The organism is Bacteroides sp. Marseille-P8574 (assembly GCF_902825465.1).
Lineage (GTDB): Bacteria > Bacteroidota > Bacteroidia > Bacteroidales > Bacteroidaceae > Bacteroides > Bacteroides uniformis.
In genome coordinates this window covers 2,405,851-2,423,149 of the sequence record NZ_CADEBE010000001.1, presented here as the reverse complement: position 1 = coordinate 2,423,149, position 17,299 = coordinate 2,405,851, and the positions used below count along the sequence as shown (strand labels likewise).

At 47.0% G+C, this 17,299-nt stretch carries 14 protein-coding genes and 1 pseudogene; 10 read left to right on the top strand and 5 right to left on the bottom strand.

Features of this window, described 5'->3' with window-relative positions; translation table 11 throughout:
• The first annotated feature begins 22 nt into the window (after positions 1 to 22).
• On the top strand, positions 23 to 376 hold the full coding sequence (locus HUX74_RS21040) for a zinc-ribbon domain-containing protein (protein WP_371808690.1): 354 nt from the start codon (positions 23 to 25) through the stop codon (positions 374 to 376).
• Positions 377 to 453: 77 nt separating this feature from the next.
• On the opposite strand, the gene HUX74_RS10190 is transcribed toward HUX74_RS21040, so the two are convergent.
• The gene (locus HUX74_RS10190; RefSeq protein ID WP_174646606.1) at positions 454 to 771 is read right to left on the bottom strand and encodes a hypothetical protein; all 318 of its coding nucleotides are present in this window, start codon (positions 769 to 771) and stop codon (positions 454 to 456) included.
• Between the two features lie 168 nt (positions 772 to 939).
• Positions 940 to 2,826: a recombinase family protein gene (locus tag HUX74_RS10185; RefSeq protein ID WP_174646605.1), complete on the bottom strand. Its 1,887-nt coding sequence runs from the start codon at positions 2,824 to 2,826 to the stop codon at positions 940 to 942.
• An 86-nt stretch (positions 2,827 to 2,912) separates the two neighbouring features.
• Between HUX74_RS10185 and HUX74_RS10180 the strand changes: the two are divergent.
• Positions 2,913 to 3,533, top strand: a pseudogene (locus HUX74_RS10180) (ATP-binding protein); the annotation flags it as partial.
• Positions 3,534 to 3,606: 73 nt separating this feature from the next.
• Here the strand turns inward: HUX74_RS10180 and HUX74_RS10175 are convergent.
• The gene (locus tag HUX74_RS10175) at positions 3,607 to 5,667 is read right to left on the bottom strand and encodes an acetate--CoA ligase family protein (RefSeq protein WP_174646604.1); all 2,061 of its coding nucleotides are present in this window, start codon (positions 5,665 to 5,667) and stop codon (positions 3,607 to 3,609) included.
• 168 nt (positions 5,668 to 5,835) lie between these two features.
• Here HUX74_RS10175 and HUX74_RS10170 point away from each other — a divergent pair, with 168 nt between their 5' ends.
• Complete coding sequence (locus HUX74_RS10170; protein WP_117601403.1) at positions 5,836 to 6,768, top strand: acyltransferase; 933 nt, start codon at positions 5,836 to 5,838, stop codon at positions 6,766 to 6,768.
• A gap of 235 nt (positions 6,769 to 7,003) precedes the next feature.
• Here the strand turns inward: HUX74_RS10170 and HUX74_RS10165 are convergent, their stop codons facing one another.
• Positions 7,004 to 7,432 carry a hypothetical protein gene (locus tag HUX74_RS10165; protein ID WP_117713745.1) on the bottom strand — a complete coding sequence of 143 codons (429 nt, stop codon included), beginning with the start codon at positions 7,430 to 7,432 and terminating at the stop codon, positions 7,004 to 7,006.
• Positions 7,433 to 7,611: 179 nt separating this feature from the next.
• Positions 7,612 to 8,463: a PepSY-like domain-containing protein gene (locus HUX74_RS10160; protein WP_165491368.1), complete on the bottom strand. Its 852-nt coding sequence runs from the start codon at positions 8,461 to 8,463 to the stop codon at positions 7,612 to 7,614.
• A 165-nt stretch (positions 8,464 to 8,628) separates the two neighbouring features.
• Here HUX74_RS10160 and metG point away from each other — a divergent pair, with 165 nt between their 5' ends.
• From metG to HUX74_RS10125, 7 genes are all read left to right on the top strand, one after another.
• On the top strand, positions 8,629 to 10,671 hold the full coding sequence (metG, locus tag HUX74_RS10155) for a methionine--tRNA ligase (RefSeq protein WP_009037611.1): 2,043 nt from the start codon (positions 8,629 to 8,631) through the stop codon (positions 10,669 to 10,671).
• A gap of 92 nt (positions 10,672 to 10,763) precedes the next feature.
• Positions 10,764 to 12,209, top strand: coding sequence for a lipopolysaccharide biosynthesis protein (locus HUX74_RS10150; protein WP_117713744.1), 1,446 nt, complete (start codon positions 10,764 to 10,766; stop codon positions 12,207 to 12,209).
• Complete coding sequence (locus HUX74_RS10145; protein ID WP_087333210.1) at positions 12,206 to 13,117, top strand: beta-1,6-N-acetylglucosaminyltransferase; 912 nt, start codon at positions 12,206 to 12,208, stop codon at positions 13,115 to 13,117. The genes HUX74_RS10150 and HUX74_RS10145 overlap by 4 nt, the downstream gene beginning before the upstream one ends.
• Positions 13,118 to 13,181: 64 nt before the next feature.
• Positions 13,182 to 14,051, top strand: coding sequence for a phosphorylcholine transferase LicD (locus HUX74_RS10140; protein ID WP_005834345.1), 870 nt, complete (start codon positions 13,182 to 13,184; stop codon positions 14,049 to 14,051).
• Positions 14,052 to 14,066: 15 nt separating this feature from the next.
• The gene (locus tag HUX74_RS10135; RefSeq protein ID WP_016272354.1) at positions 14,067 to 15,083 is read left to right on the top strand and encodes a hypothetical protein; all 1,017 of its coding nucleotides are present in this window, start codon (positions 14,067 to 14,069) and stop codon (positions 15,081 to 15,083) included.
• Between the two features lie 40 nt (positions 15,084 to 15,123).
• Positions 15,124 to 16,389 carry a glycosyltransferase family 4 protein gene (locus tag HUX74_RS10130; protein ID WP_008662500.1) on the top strand — a complete coding sequence of 422 codons (1,266 nt, stop codon included), beginning with the start codon at positions 15,124 to 15,126 and terminating at the stop codon, positions 16,387 to 16,389.
• A complete protein-coding gene (locus tag HUX74_RS10125) occupies positions 16,382 to 17,128 on the top strand; it encodes a glycosyltransferase family 2 protein (RefSeq protein ID WP_174646603.1) in 747 nt (248 codons plus the stop codon). Before HUX74_RS10130 ends, HUX74_RS10125 begins: the two co-directional genes overlap by 8 nt.
• Positions 17,129 to 17,299: the final 171 nt, after the last annotated feature.

Genomic DNA, 17,299 nt, shown 5'->3' with positions numbered 1-17,299 from the left:
CAACAAATACAAAAGTAAATCTATGTATTGTAAAGGATGTGGAAAAGAAGTTGCCGACGATTCTAAATATTGTCAGCATTGTGGTATTAAGCTAGTAAATAATGCAGATGCTACTAACAAATGTTCTCTATTACTTTCTGCATTGGCGAAGGTTAAATTATCGAACAAAGCTAAAACCACTCTCTCTTACTATATGATTTGGTTTGTTATTAATATGATGTGTTTAATATTTTATGATAAAAATAGAGATGCACGTGATTGGGTATTTCCATTTATATCCACAGATTTAAGATATTATGATGGCTCTGAATTTATATTTTATACATTGTTAATACCATACTTAATACACTGGGGAATTACTCTTTTTAAAAACTAAAAAATTTAACTAAATACAATTACCTCCAGCTTACTAATTAAAGTAGGCTGGGGGGATTTATTGTCTTGCATTTTACACTATCTTCTATACCATTCTAAATGACTATCATACCTATCCACATTACAACTTCTAATGTTTATACTTATTATTGCAATAATAACACCTAATGCTACAATAATCCCCCCAATAGCAAGTATCATATACCAAATCTTTTGCAATATTATATTCTTTGTACATATTGCATCTAACTTTGTAAAAATGTATCCAAATACGTTTGATGCTCCAGTAATTACTCCACCTATAACAAACATTACAATCGTAACCCCCAACCCCAAAATTGGAAGAAGTAATAATAGTTTAAGATACAGCCATAAGCCATCAAAGAAAGCATTCATAGTATAATTTAATTAAATATTACAAATATAGGAATAATAAGTAAATATACAAAATATTTTATTATTCAAATTAGTCAATACTTAATCTGTCAATAGTTCACTATCAGATAAATATCCAATAGGCTAAACCTTAACTAATTCAGCTATTTAATAGGCTGGGGATAATTATTATTGATACTGGTATTCTATAACCCAATTATTAGCTATAGCTATATCTACAAACTCATTCACTGTTACTACTTCATCTATATCATCTGTTTCCATTACCATATTAGCATTACTAATTACAAAGTACTCACCTTCATCATAAGCAGGGTACTTTCTAATACCATTCTGGAAGGTAGCATATTCACCGTGAACATAGTAGGCTGTCTTTACTTGGAACTTACTATTAGCATTATAGAACACATTGTAAACACCGCCAATAGTATAGACTTCCAGTAGTACAGCACCATTCTTAACGGTAATCATCTTATTACAGGTTTTAACACCGCTTTCCCTTTCCTTCTTCTTAAAGGTAGTGATTCTATAAGGTACTATTTTAGTAATAAGCTGCTTCACTAGATTACGCTTTTCAGTGAAGTTACCTTCTATCTGTTCTAAATAGTCTTTAGGTAAGGTAGGCTGGCTATAGAAGGTCTTTAAATCTCTTAGCTTCTCTAATTCACCTTTAGCCTGCTCTATTGACTTCTCAAAGTTCTTCATTTCCTGCCTAACACCCTTAGCGGTTCTATTAAATTCTTCCATAGCCATAGTTCTCATATCTTCATCATCCCCAGCCATTTCAGCAGCATTAATAGAGAATTGGTAGGCTGTAGATAGTCTTTTCTTTAATTTATCTATCTCCTTAGTAAAGTTCTGAATACTATAGTTCTGGTATTCTATCTTCTCCTCACATTCTCTAATCTGCTCTTCTCGCTTCTCATCATTCATATTAGCATAGCCTATCAGTTCCTTCTTTACCAATTCCCATATAATAGGCTCTAGCTTTTCATTAGCTATAGATTTTCTATTAGTACAGTCTGTAATATTGTTAATACCACTCATACAAAGCCAACTAACAGCAGGTTTACCATTTACTAATCTATAAGTCTGCCCAAATTCACCAGCCTTCCTTCTAGGTGTTAATGTATATCCACAATCTGGGCACTTAATCAGCTTAGATAACAGATATACTTGCTGGTTTGGGTATGGTTCATCCTTTACCCTATTCTTCTTTCTCTTATTGGCTGCTGCTTCATATAGTTCCTTATCTATAATAATAGGTGTACTAACATCGAATACTTCTACTTCATCAGTATCTGGGTCTTTAAGATTCACCTTCTTAATACCAGTAGCATAGCTTTCATAAGTAAGAATATGTTCGATAGTACCTAAAGAGAATTTCCTATTTAGCTTCTCACCATACTTATCAGTAATAGCCAAAGCAGTGGACTTTAAAGTAGCACCTTCCTTTAGATATTCATTATATACTGCCTGTACTACTTCTGCTTCTTCTTCATTAACTACTATCTGGTTCTTCTTACTCTTATCAGTGCCTTCATATCTCTTATAGCCAAAGTAAGGCTGCCCGATAGATATTCTGTTATTATCCAGTTCGTTTCTTCTAGCAGATGCTATTTGAGTTTTCATACTCTTTAGATACTTCCAAGCTGCATCGAAGGCTGCACCGATAACTAATTCTGCATCCCTTACCTTCTTACCTGTTTCTGGGTTAATAGTCCAAAGGTCTATATCTTTAAAGTAAACAGGTATATTCATATTAATAAGTAGACGCACATAGATACGACCAGAAGCAGGGTCACGGCTCATTCTACTTACTTCTGACACTAACACTACATCAAACCTCTGCTCTTTAGCTGCTCTTAGCAATCTATCAATAGAATCCCTATTCTTCTTAGTAACATCATCCTTACCAGTAATCTTTTCACCATATACTAAATTCTCTAGGTCATATTCATAACCCATAGATTTAGCCAGCCTAGTTAAATCTCTGGTCTGTCTGTTTAAATCTTGGTTCTTAGTAGAACATCTGATTAGAAATGCTGCCTTCATATTCTGTTGGTTTTAAATTCGTTATCTTCGTTTCGGAAGCGAAATTACCAAAAGTCACAGAACTATGCAAGTGATTTCTTTATATTGAATTGCCTGAGTATAACCGCAGCGTTTTGGAGGTTCTCCGCCAACCGCTGGAAGATAGAAAAATTACTGTATCACGCATTCGATGCAATGTGGAATATCCTGCCAGTTTTATGCTGGTAGCCTCCATGAACCCATGCCCATGCGGATACTACAACCACCCGACCAAAGGCTGCGTTTGCAGTCCCGGGCAAGTACAGAAGTATCTAAATCGCATATCCGGACCTTTACTCGACCGCATAGACCTGCAAATCGAAGTTACCCCACTTCCTTTTGAAAAGATGGCAGACACTCGCCCGGGTGAGTCGAGCGCAACAATACGAGAGCGTGTGATACATGCCCGACAAATTCAGGAAACAAGGTATGCAGACATTCCCGGTGTATATTGCAATGCCCAGATGAACAGTAAACTGCTTGCCTGCTACGCCCGTCCGGATGACAAAGGACTTGCCATGCTCAAAACTGCCATGAACCGGCTGAACCTTTCGGCCCGCGCCTACGACCGCATATTGAAAGTATCACGCACCATCGCCGACCTGGAAGACTGCGAATCAATACAGCCGGCACACTTGGCGGAAGCTATCGGATATAGGAATCTGGATAGGGAGGACTGGGCAGGATGAAAAAGGGATTAGGGATTAGCGGTGAGCGATTAACAGTCAGCCCCTTTAATCTCTAATCCCTAATCTCTAACCCTTATTTCTCTATCCGAATGCGCGCATCCACCGCTATCACCTGCTTTTCAGTCGCCAACAATGGATTGATATCCATCTCCTTGATTTCCGTTGCAAAGCGCAGCAAGGTGGAAAGCCGTACAATAATTTCGGCAAATTTATCTTCATTCACACCCTTCTGCCCGCGCGTACCTTTGATAATCTTATAGGCACGCAACGAGTGAATCATGGAGTAAGCCTCCTCATAGGACAACGGTGCAAGACCGGAAGATATATCCTTCAGCACCTCCACAAAAATACCGCCCAGGCCGCAGAGTACCACATGTCCGAACTTCTCTTCATATTTGGCACCGATAAACAATTCCGTCCCTTTCAGCATCGGCTGCACCATAATAGCACTGGCTTCGGGAATCTGCATCATACGGTCGAATTCCAATGCCAAATGCTGTTCACTTTTGATATTGAGCACAACACCGCCTACATCCGACTTATGCACCGGCCCCACCACCTTTGCCACCACCGGGAATCCCGTGCGGCGTGCAAAGGCAAGCACTTCTTCCTTGTTGTCCGAAACAAACTCCTCCACAATAGGAATACCTGCAGAGCTGAGCAATGCCTGCACATAGTGCGGTGCGATATAACCGTCCGCAGGAATGGAATCTATAATCCGGCGGATACGGGGAACATCCACTCCAAAGAGCTCGATTTCATTATTGGCAGGCCTCGGGGCATTCATTATCCGAGAAAGTGCCGTGCCCAAAGTCACTTCATCGGCAAAGTTCACATGGCCTTTTGCCAGAAAAGCAGCAACCTCGGCTCCTGCCGTATTGATGGAAGGAAGAATCGGAAAAATCGGCTTCTTGCAATGCAGCATCTTCTCATGCAGCACGTCATACATTTCAAACATGGTCACCAGTCCCGGAGTACCGAAAATAGCCATTACAGCATCAATATTGTCCAACTTCTCCTCACAATACTCCAGACAGAGGCGCAGATGTTCCGGCGTACCCGTAGCCAGAATATCAATGGGATTCCCCACAGCCGCACCGGGGAAAAGCTTGCCCTTAAGTTCCTCCGCCACCGGTCCTTCCAGTTTCGGGACATTCAGTCCGCCCTTACTCAACGCATCGGTCAACATCACTCCCGGACCGCCGGCATGGGTAATGATGGCGAAGTTTTTCCCTTTCAGTTCCGGCAGTGTAAAGATACAACCTACGGTTGTCAGCTCCTCGCGCGAATAGCAACGCACAATACCCGCCTTACGGAACAAGGCCTCTACCGCCGAATCGCTACTGGCAATGGCCCCCGTATGCGAACTCGCCGCCCGGCTGCCGCTTTCGCTACTGCCCGCCTTGATGGCCGCAATCTTGCAGCCCTTCTTGATGAGCGAGGATGCATGAAACAGCAGACGGTCGGGATCACCGATACTCTCAATATAAAGAAGTTTTATTCTGGAATCCGCTTCCGGATTGAAGTGTTCGTCCATGTATTGCAATACATCCTCCACACCGATTTGCTTGGCATTGCCCACAGACCATACAGAGTTGAACTGCAAGCCCTTGGTCACAGCGCTCTCCAATATGAACACCGCTGTGGCACCGGAGCTGGAAATCAAGTCTACCCCTTGCGGATGCAGTTGCGGGATGGGCTGGCTGAATACACTGTGATGCCACGAGTTCATAAAACCGATACAGTTGGGGCCTATCAGAGAGGCTCCATACCGGTTCACCGTTTCCAGTATGCGATCTTCCAGCACAGCACCCTCATGGGTCTCCTCACCAAAACCGGCAGAAAGGATAATGAACGCCTTCACCTGCTTCTCCGCGGCAAGCACCTCCACCGCATCGGGACAAAGCGCGGCAGGTATGGCAAGGATGGCAAGGTCCGTATCGGGAATGTCCTTCACATCCGCAAAGGCAGCAACACCCTGCACTTCAGTCTCTTTCGGATTCACGGCACGAAGCTCACCGGTATATCCGCCGCTAAGCAGATTTTTCAGGATAGCTCCTCCGGGTTTGTGTACATTGTTAGATGCTCCCACTACCACAATACTGGCCGGGTGAAGCAATTGGCTTGTTATCATAGTTGTTTTTACATTAAGTTAGTGATTCATGCACAAATATACATTTTCCATACATAAAAGCAATCGGTAAAAGAGAAAATAAGCTTAATCCCTTTGCAAAATATAAATAAGTTTACGGAAGTATATATATTTGTGCCATCAATAACAATACGCAGAAAACTACCCCATATGGAAAGCCGTGTCAAAGAGATAGATTATCTAAAATGCATCTTCATCACCCTGATGATTATCTTCCACCTTGTATATATAGGTGACAAGTATCCGTATGCGAAACAAATCGTCTATACGTTCCACATGTCCGCTTTCCTGATTATTTCGGGCTATCTGGCCAATAACCGGAAGGATGCCCGAAGCTTTCTCCGCAAGTTTCTATGGATTTTCATTCCGTATGCCTGCATGGAGGCGGCCTATACGGTGATGTCGCATTTCCTGCCCGTACGCGAAAGTGTAGATGCCATTACTCCTGCTATATTACTCGACAAGATATTCCTCCATCCGATGGGGCCTTACTGGTATCTGCATACACTGATTCTGTGCAGCCTCATCTATTATATCACATTCCGCTATGTACGGCTGTCGGTTGTCTCCCGGCTGGTTGTGGCCGGTGTCTGCCTGTTTGCCCTTTCCCATTGGGGAGGATTGATGAACTTCTCCAATGCCCTCTATTTCCTTATCGGCATGACAGTGAGCCAAAGCGGGCTTCGTTTTACACAAGTCTTTCGCGCCACAACCTTCGCCATTGTTCCATTCGTAATACTATGCTGCTTTCCCGCCAATCTGGATAGGGGTACTCTGGCAGGAGTCGCCATCACCTGGCTTTCCATCAGCCTGTTGTTGGCAGTCTACAATTATCTGCCGGCACAAGCCAAGCGGCTTTCCTTCTTTATAGGACGCAATACGTTGGTCATACTCCTTTTCTCGCCCATTTTCACCATTCTGTCCAAAGCGTTTCTACCCGTATTTGCCTTCGACCCTACGGGGATACTGTTCCTTGTCACTGCTACCGTCTTCACTCTTAGCGGCTGCATGAGTATGGCATGGGCTATGGACAAGATGCACGTTTCCAAATTCTTCTTCGGGAAAAGGAGTATATTGTGCTGAGACGAAATCATCAGATGATAAACAGTAATTCAAGGCAAACTTTTCAGCCAAATCCCCATAGATAGACTGGAGCATTCTCTTCCAGCACCCCAGCCAATACCCGCTCCGCCTGCCCTACCTCGATCACCGTTTCATATTGCTAGCCAGTTCAGCAATGTCTGCATATACCAGACATAGCCTTCGAAACGCCGATACAGCCATATAATCGAAATTCTCCTTCAAAGTCTGCTCGGACTTATCCAGTACAAAATTCAAAGATACGGTAGGTATAGCTCATCAGTACTAACCATCGGATGGCAAGAACGGAAAAAAACAGTTTGTGCAACACCATTTCACTAAGCGTATCCAACTGTCCAAGTACTGTTTTTGCCAGCAAGCAAACAGAAGCAGGCAAATTCCGCGTGGCAAATATGTCCATATAAAAAACAAGCAACATCATCTTTCGCCTGACGCTGCTGCATATTATAGAACACGTCTTTATGAACCCCGTTTTTCCAATACGCTGGAAAGTAATCAAGGCAATGTTTCTACCATTCTCCAATGCAGAAAGCATCTTTTCCGTTTCCTCCGTTTGGTCGCAAAAGTATCGGAGAGAGGCATAGCCATAAATCAGAAAAGGATTTCTCAGTTCTAAGCCGACTTGTTTCACACCTAATGATTCCACGTTTTGCGTTACACACTTTACATAATGCAAAATATGTTTATATGATAACTCCAGTTACCCCAACAGTAACTCCATTTACACTATAAGGTAACGACCGTTCATGGAATAAAAGCCGTTACACCTTACAGTGAACGGCTTTACATTAGAAGGTAAGCAATCGATAAATACACTGTATAAGACTATGGCAGTATTTCACCTTCCGCTGTCACCTTTACGTAGATTTCCCTTTCCCCTTGCTCCATCTCTACCAAAAAGTAACTGCCATCGGGAGTCTCAATAAAGTCGGCATCATCAATGACATAACCAGGATGGGCAGCCATAACAGCGTTCTTCACTACATCCTCCAGATGCCTCTTGCTGATGTCCCAGGTAGTATAGGCCCATGCACCCTCAGCGGTGAACATCACATCCTTGCTGATATTTCCATGCACGATTTCGACTTCTGTCATACCGCTCTTTTCTTTTTCAATATCCACAATGCGGGCATTAGGATATTTCTCTGCTATAAAATCCTTGATGGCGGTGGAAATATCAGAAGGGAGATAATCTTCGGGAGAACCGCCGTTGTGCGCATCGGCCACTTCTTTCACCAGAATGCCGTCTTCCGAATAATAGAGGTCCATTTCCTGATTACCTTTCTCCACTTCGATGATGTAGACAACAGCCATTTCCTTACGTTCCAGCTTGTCTACATCTTCCACCTTCCATACATTATAATAGGTACTACTCTCGTAAGAGCTTCTCACCGGAGCGGGAAGGTCCGCATAACGGAGGTCGGTTTCGGTCATCTGCCATACACCGTCTTTGGTGAACCAAGCCTCCTTCTCGAAATTGTCCTCATGGAAATCGGCCACATAATATGCACCTTTTGTTTCCCATTCTATACGCTGAGCATTGGGATGCTCCTTGGCCAACGCATTACTCAGTTCCGCGGGCACGGAGATTCCGTCGTTGTCGTCATCATCACAGCTTTGCAAGGCAAAGGCAAACACGCCTAACGCCAATAATAAGAAGTACTTTTCCAGTTTCATAGTCATTTCATTTTTTACATTATCAATATCAAATTTGTTCGTTTCGTAGGACAAAGATGAGGCCTAAATCTGGAAAGAATCTGGAAGAATACTCATATTTTGCAGAAAACAGCTATCTTTGTGCCACTAAAAGCGTTCATAACAAAAGAGATACATAATAACACAATGGAAAAGAAATTCAAACGTACCACCGTGACCTCGGCATTGCCGTATGCCAACGGCCCGGTTCATATCGGACACCTGGCAGGCGTTTATGTTCCTGCCGACATCTACGTCCGCTACCTGAGACTGAAAAAGGAAGATGTAATCTTCATCGGCGGCTCCGACGAACACGGAGTGCCCATCACCATCCGCGCCAAGAAGGAAGGCATCACCCCGCAAGACGTGGTGGACCGCTATCATACACTTATAAAGAAGTCTTTCGAAGAGTTCGGCGTCTCCTTCGACGTGTACAGCCGTACTACTTCAAAGACGCATCACGACACGGCTTCCGACTTCTTCCGCAAGCTGTACGATAAGGGAGAATTCATCGAAAAGACCAGCATGCAGTATTACGACGAAGAAGCCAAGACCTTCCTTGCCGACCGCTACATCACCGGCGAGTGCCCCCACTGCCATGCCGAAGGCGCTTACGGTGACCAATGCGAGAAGTGCGGCACCAGCCTCAGCCCCACGGACCTGATTAATCCGAAGAGTGCCATCAGTGGCAGCCAGCCCGTAATGCGCGAGACAAAGCACTGGTATCTGCCGCTGGACAAGCACGAGGAATGGCTTCGCCAATGGATTCTGGAAGACCATAAGGAGTGGCGTCCCAATGTTTATGGCCAATGCAAGAGCTGGCTCGACATGGGCTTGCAGCCGCGTGCCGTGAGCCGCGACCTGGATTGGGGTATTCCCGTTCCCGTAGAGGGTGCCGAGGGCAAAGTGCTCTATGTATGGTTCGACGCCCCTATCGGCTACATCAGCAACACCAAAGAATTGCTGCCCGACACATGGGAGAAATGGTGGAAAGACCCCGAAACGCGTCTGGTACACTTCATCGGAAAAGACAATATCGTGTTCCACTGCATCGTGTTCCCCGCCATGCTGAAGGCAGAGGGTAGCTACATCCTGCCGGACAACGTGCCGAGCAACGAGTTCCTGAACCTGGAGGGCGACAAGATTTCCACTTCACGCAACTGGGCAGTATGGCTGCACGAGTATCTCGTTGACTTCCCCGGCAAGCAGGATGTGCTGCGCTACGTGCTGACAGCCAACGCACCGGAGACAAAAGACAACGACTTCACCTGGAAGGACTTTCAGGCACGCAATAACAACGAACTGGTTGCCGTTTATGGCAACTTCGTGAACCGCGCCCTGCAACTCACCAAGAAGTACTTCGACAGCGTAGTACCCGCCGCAGGCGAACTGAACGACTACGACCGCGAGACGCTGAAAGAATTTGCCGACGTCAAGGCAGAAGTGGAGAAGTTACTGGACGTATTCAAGTTCCGCGACGCACAAAAGGAAGCGATGAACCTTGCCCGCATCGGAAACAAATACCTTGCCGACACCGAACCGTGGAAACTTGCCAAGACAGACATGGAGCGCGTAGCCACCATTCTCCACATCTCGTTGCAGTTGGTCGCCAACCTTGCCATTGCTTTCGAACCGTTCCTGCCCTTCAGCAGCGAGAAGCTTCGCAAGATGCTGAACATGGACAGCTTTGACTGGGCAGAGCTGGGACACACCGACCTGTTGCCTGCCGGACACCAGCTGGGCACCCCCGAACTGCTGTTCGAAAAGATAGAGGACGACGTCATCCAGGCACAAGTGGACAAGCTGCTTGCCACCAAGAAGGCAAACGAAGCCGCCACCTACAAGGCAAACCCCATCAAGCCGACCATCGCCTTCGAAGACTTTGAAAAGCTGGATATCCGCGTAGGTACAGTGCTTGAATGCGAGGCAGTGCCCAAGATGAAGAAGCTGCTGAAGTTCAAGATTGCCGACGGGCTGGAAAACCGCACCATCGTCAGCGGCATTGCCCAGCACTACAAACCGGAAGAACTGGTAGGCAAGCAAGTGCTGTTCATCGCCAACCTCGCTCCACGCCAATTCAAGAACGGGCTGGTAAGTGAAGGAATGATTCTCTCTGCCGAGAATTATGACGGCTCGCTGGCGGTGACTTCACTGCTGAAAGAGGTGAAACCGGGCAGCGAGGTGAAATAAAGCAGTAACAAGGTAACGAGTTAACAAGGCTACAGGGAGGAAGGAAAAGCCTCGTGGCCTTGTTAACTCGTTGGCTTATCAACCAATAAACTATGTCCGATACATCACTCAAAGAAAAAACAGCCAAAGGCCTCTTCTGGGGAGGATTCAGCAACGGCATACAGCAGTTGTTAAATCTGGGATTCGGAATAGTCCTTGCCCGTCTGCTGGATGCTTCGGATTATGGTATGGTAGGGATGCTTACCATTTTCTCCGCCATTGCCGCCGCCTTGCAGGAGGGTGGGTTCATTTCGGCACTGACCAACCGGAAGGAGACTTTGCACAAGGATTACAACGCCGTGTTCTGGTTCAGCCTGATGTGCAGCACTACTATATATATATTACTCTTCTTTGCCGCACCGCTGATTGCCGACTTCTACGATACGCCCGAGCTGATACCGCTGTCCCGTCTCTCTTTCCTCGGATTCGTCATCTCAAGCATGAGCATCGCACCGAGAGCGTATCTGTTCAAGAATCTCAGAATCAAGGACACTACCATCATCTCCATTTCGAGTCTGATAGTCTCCGGCATTGTGGGCATCACACTGGCTGCCAACGGATTCGCCTATTGGGGGATTGCATTGCAAAGCATCTCTTTCATCACCGTAATGACGATTCTTAACTTCTACTTCTCGCGTTGGAGACCCCACTTCCGGTTCGACTTCACACCCATTAAGGAGATGATAGGGTTCAGCAGTAAGATAATCATTACGAATATCTTCACCATAATCAATAACAATTTGTTTTCCGTCTTGTTGGGTAAGTTCTACTCGGAACGGGAAGTGGGTAACTTTACGCAGGCAAACAAGTGGAACGGCATGGGACATACCACGATTACGGGCATGATAAACGGCATTGCACAACCCGTCTTTACCCGTGTTGCCGACGACAAGGCACGGCAACTTGCCGTATTCAGAAAGCTGTTGCGCTTCACCGCCTTTATCTCTTTCCCCGCCATGCTGGGATTGAGTTTGGTTTCGAAGGAACTGATTGTTATCACTATCACGGAGAAGTGGCTGCCCAGTGCCGATATCTTGCAACTGTTATGTATTTGGGGAGCATTTATTCCCGTCATCAATCTGTTCTCCAACCTGCTCATCAGCCGGGGGCATTCTTCTATCTATATGTGGAGCACCATCAGCTTGAGCCTGCTGCAAATAGTAGCTGTATGTGCCATATACCCATACGGGTTGGAGTGGATGCTGCGTATTTTCGTCATTATCAATATCGGCTGGCTATTTGTATGGTTCCGTTTTGTCAAGAGGGAGATAGGATTAAGACTGCGCGATATGCTGAAAGACATCTCTCCTTATCTCTCCCTATCCATTGTACTCGTAGTATCAACTCACTATGCCACTCAGCCCATAGAAAACCTATACTTAAATATGGCAGCCAAAATCATTATGGTAGCTGGGCTTTATGCACTGGTTTTGTGGAAACTACAATCTACCATCTTCCGGGAAAGCATTGAATTCCTCTTAAAGAAAAAAAGAGCATGAGCCGCATAGCCTACATCATATCCGCCTACAAGGATGCCCCACACTTGGCACGCCTGGTTGCCGCACTGGATGACCGGGCAGACTTCTACGTGCACATCGACCTCAATGCCGATATACACCCTTTTGAAGAAGCCTTGGGAGACAAGGTCACTTTCGTGCCCCGCCACCGGATAAGCTGGGGAGGATGGGAACAAGTGGAATACCAGAAAGAATTGCTTGCTGCCGTATTGCACAGCGGTATCCCCTATACCCGCGTAGTATGCCTGAGCGGGCAGGACTACCCATTATGGAGCAACAACGCCATCCACCGCTATTTTGAGGAGCATCAAGACACTGAATTCATCGGCGGTTTCAACCTGACACACTGCACCGTGAAACAGCAGTTGCACAAGATAACCCATTACCACCCTTTCCGTGACCTGCCTTGGAAGAGTATATGGTGGAAGAACAAACTCATCGTAGCATCGCGCAAGCTGGTACAGATACTCCCCATCCGGAAAGCCCCTTTTGCACCCTTGGAAGGCAAGCAGGCAGATGTCTATTTCGGTTCCGACTATTGGGCCATCACGTTGCCCTGCGCACGATATGTATATGAAAAGTTGTGCACGGAGGAGAAGCTGGTGAAGTATTTCAGAACCAGCTTTGTACCCAGCGAACTGTGCATACAGACCATCGTATTCAACTCCCCTTTTGCCTCAAAAGGGCTTCTTTTAGAGGGAGAATACCCCGGACTTACCCGTCTCACCCCCTTGCACTACATAGACTACGGCGCATCCATCCGCGTGATGACACTCGAGGACCTGCCGGTATTGCAGCAGTCTGGAAAGATGTTCTGCCGGAAAGTGGTAAGCGGGGAGTCCGACACACTGATAGAAAAACTCAAGTCCGATTTCGCAAAAGAAGATTGAAATGGAAAGTGCTCCTTTCAACTATTATCATTATTTTTGCAGACATCAATCAAAAATGGTATCCATGGTGAAGCAATATACCCCAGAAGAACTGACCCAACTACATCAGGTGCTATACGAAATACTGGAAGAGATTGTGCGCATCTGCGACAAACACAATATTCCCTATTTTGTAATCGGCGGAACAGCAATAGGGGCACTCTATGACAAAGCGATTCTTCCTTGGGATGACGACATAGATATAGGTATGAAACGGGAAGACTACAATAAGTTTCTCCAGATAGCCTCCCAAGAACTGAGAGAACCATACTTTCTTTCATGGATACATACCGACCCTCATAGTCCTTATTACTTTGCCAAAGTCAAGAAAAACAACACCTTGTTTGTCGAAGAGATGTTTAAAGATGTACCTATGCATCAGGGAATCTTTGTCGATATATTCCCTTTTGACCGTATTCCAAACAATAAGCTATTAAGGAAGATACAATATGAAGCCGTCAACTTTCTGAAATGCTGCCTGATGGGAAAAGAGGTATGGCTATGGAAACACTTCGGAAAATGTCAAATATCCAACCCTACCAATCGTGGAGCTGTTGCCTGCCTTCTGAACCGGATAGTTGATATGACACTCTCTAAAAAGACAATCTACCGTTTGATGGTGATAATGCAAAGTTGTTTCAACTCATGGAAAACTTTGTATTACAACAATGTGATTACCACTACCGACCATGTTTTGGAGACGAGTCTCAACCATTTACAACCAATCAAATTCGGTCCACTTTATCTGAAAGCACCTGATGGATTGGAAAACTTTCTACGGTACAACTATCCCACTTTACACCGGTATACAGAAGAAGAGCAGGACAAGATAAACAATCATTATCCGGCAGTTCTTTCTTTCAACATACCAAATGACCATATAGCCACCTCCTAATCCAACAAAATTGCCATGAAACCAGCCCTTGTAGATGTATCTGTACTGATTCTTTTCTTCAACCGCCCCAAACTGCTGGCGCAAGTATTCGAACAAGTGAAGAAAGCACGCCCCGCACGACTGTTTCTCTATCAGGACGGCCCGCGCGGCGAGCGTGACATGCCGGGCATAGAAGCTTGTCGCAAAGTAGTGGCAGACATCGACTGGGAATGCGAAGTACACCACAACTACCAAGAGAAGAACTACGGCTGCGACCCATCGGAATACATGGCACAGAAGTGGGCATTCTCCTTGTCGGACAAATGTATCGTGCTTGAGGATGACGACGTGCCCGCCGTCTCTTTCTTCGGCTTCTGCAAGGAACTGCTCGACAAGTATGAGCACGACACACGCATCAGCATGATTGCCGGATTCAACAACGAGGAGATTACACCCGACATCACTTCCGACTACTTCTTCGCCACCACCTTCTCCATCTGGGGATGGGCGAGCTGGCGGCGGGTGACGGACCAATGGGATGAATTCTACACCTTCCTGGACGACAAGGAGAACATGCGGCAACTGAAGAACCTCATCCACACACGGCGCTACCGCAAAGACTTCATCTACATGTGCCAACGCCACCGCGAACACGGGAAAGCCTATTACGAAACCATCTTCCACGCTTCCATGTTGTTCAATTCGGGTCTGAGCATCGTGCCCACCCGCAACATGATAAACAATCTGGGAGCCACTGCCGACTCCACCCACTTTGCCGGCTCCGTGCACACCATGCCGCGCGGTTACCGCCGCATCTTCACCATGAAACGCCACGAAGTGGAGTTTCCACTGAAGCACCCTCGTCACGTCATCGAGAACACAGCCTACAAGGATAGCGTTTACCGCATCATGGCATGGCGGCATCCCTGGATAAAGATTGCACGGTCGTTCGAGGAACTGGCGTTGAACCTACGGTACGGCAACTTCACCATCATATGGCAAACGCTGCAAAAGCGTATCCGGAAATGGATGAAACAAGACCGGCATCTGTAACAAGAAAAAACATTCAAAAAAGAAGAAACGAACAACAGTCATGAGAGTACTACTTATCAATACATCCGAACGCATCGGCGGCGCAGCCATCGCCGCCAGCCGTCTGATGGAATCACTCAAGAACCACGGCATCAAAGCCAAGCTGCTGGTACGCGACAAGCAGACCGACCAAATCTCCGTTGTGTCACTGGACCATAACTGGCGCATGGTGTGGAAGTTCGTCTGGGAGCGCATCGTCATCTGGAGCGCCAACCGCTTCAACAAGAAGAACATCTTTGCCGTAGACATTGCCAACACGGGGACAGACATCACCTCACTGCCCGAATTCCAGCAAGCAGACGTCATCCATCTGCACTGGATAAACCAAGGGATGCTCTCGCTGAAGAACATCGAGAAGATTCTCGCCTCGGGCAAGCCCGTCGTCTGGACCATGCACGACATGTGGCCCTGCACTGGCATCTGTCACCATGCCCGCGAGTGCACCCACTACCAGCAGGAATGCCACAACTGCCCCTTCATCCACGGAGGTGGAGGCAAACGTGACCTTTCCTACCGCATCTTCCACAAAAAGCAGGCATTGTATCGCAACCGTCACATCAACTTCGTCACCTGCAGCCGCTGGCTGGAAGAACGTGCCCGGACAAGCGCCCTCTTCTGCGGGCATGCCGTGACATGCATCCCCAACCCCATCAACACCAATCTCTTCAAGCCCCGAAACCGGCAGGAAGCCCGCAGCCGTTGCCTACTGCCGCAAGACAAGAAACTCATGCTGTTCGGCTCGGTGAAGATTACGGACAAACGGAAAGGCATTGACTACTTGATAGAATCGTGCCGACTGCTGGCCGACAAGCATCCCGAACTCCGGGAACAGTTGGGTGTCGTCGTCTTCGGCAACCAATCGCAACAACTGGAAAACCTGCTTCCATTCAAAGTCTACCCGCTGAACTTCGTCAGCAACGAACACCAACTGGTGAACATCTACAATGCCGTGGACATCTTCGTGACCCCCTCGCTGGAAGAGAACCTGCCGAACACCATCATGGAAGCCATGGCATGCGGCATTCCCTGCGTCGGATTCAACGTGGGCGGCATCCCTGAGATGATAGACCATCTGCACAACGGCTACGTGGCACAATACAAATCCTCGGAAGACTTTGCCAACGGCATCTACTGGACGCTGACCGAACCCGACTACCCCAGCCTCTCGGAACAAGCCTGCCGGAAAGCCATCTCCCACTATTCGGAGAACGTCGTCGCCAAGAAATACATTGACCTTTACAACAAAGTGACCGGAAGAAATGCATAACCACCCCACCCCGAAATTCAGCATCATCACCGTGACCTACAATGCCGAAGCGGTACTGGAGGACACGATTCAAAGCGTTATCTCGCAAACCTACCACCACGTAGAATACATCCTTGTGGACGGTGCGTCCAAAGACGGCACGCTCTCCATTATCGACCGTTACCGCGACCGCATCACCCGCATCGTGAGCGAACCGGACAAGGGACTGTACGACGCCATGAACAAAGGTATCCGCCTTGCCACCGGCGATTACCTCTGCTTCCTCAATGCCGGCGACAGCTTCCACGAGGACGACACCTTGCAGCAGATGGTGCGTTCCATCTCCGGCAACGAACTACCCGACGTGCTGTACGGCAAAACGGAACTGGTGGACAAGGAAGGTCACTTCATCCGCATGCGCCGCCTCGCCGCCCCGGAAGTGCTTACCTGGCGAAGCTTCAAGCAGGGCATGCTGGTCTGCCATCAGGCCTTCTTTGCCAAAGCTTCCCTTGTAGAACCCTACGACCTGCAATACCGCTTCTCCGCCGACTTCGACTGGTGCATCCGGGTGATGAAGAAGGCACGGACCTTGCACAATACCCATCTCACCCTCATCGACTATCTGGAAGAGGGAATAACCACCCAGAACCGGCAAGCATCCCTGCGCGAACGCTTCCGCATCATGGCGCGGCATTACGGACTGATGAGTACCATAGCCCATCATGCCTGGTTCGTATTACGGGCCGTGATAAAGAAATAGCACAAATTTCGAGGACAAATATACTTTGTTCCCGCAAGACCTATACCTTGCGGGAATCTCCCCTATACCCAGCTCTCTACAGTATAGGAGTGAGTACCCAAAACATCCCCATGTTTTCACCTAAAACATCCGGATGTAATGGGGCAAAACATCCCCATGTTTTTGGGTAAA